Genomic DNA, 265 nt, shown 5'->3' on the forward strand with positions numbered 1-265 from the left:
GAGCAGGAGCGCCTGCACCGAGTTGATGTCGGCGCGGCCGCGACGATCGAACTCGTCCTTGATGACGTCGAGCAGACGGCGATGCAGCCGTTCGACCAGCGTCAGGGCTTCCAGATAGAGCGTCTGCACCGAGCCCTGCTGGCCGGAGACGCGCTCTGCGGTATCTGCCGCAGTTGCGACGGCTTTCATCATGACACTTCCCCTGTTGTCGTTTTTATCGACACTTATTCGACGAAACTTGTGTTCCGCCTGATAGGTGCAACTT

The 265-nt window shown here is 59.2% G+C and carries 1 protein-coding gene; it reads right to left on the minus strand.

Translation table 11 applies throughout. The features are described 5' to 3' along the window. On the minus strand, nucleotides 1-192 hold a 192-nt coding region (locus tag V5P19_RS23755; protein WP_334408008.1), incomplete at its 3' end, for a hypothetical protein. Nucleotides 193-265 lie beyond the last annotated feature (73 nt).

It is taken from the genome of Enterobacter sp. UNJFSC 003 (assembly GCF_036903355.1).
In the GTDB taxonomy this organism is placed as follows: Bacteria; Pseudomonadota; Gammaproteobacteria; order Enterobacterales; family Enterobacteriaceae; genus Enterobacter.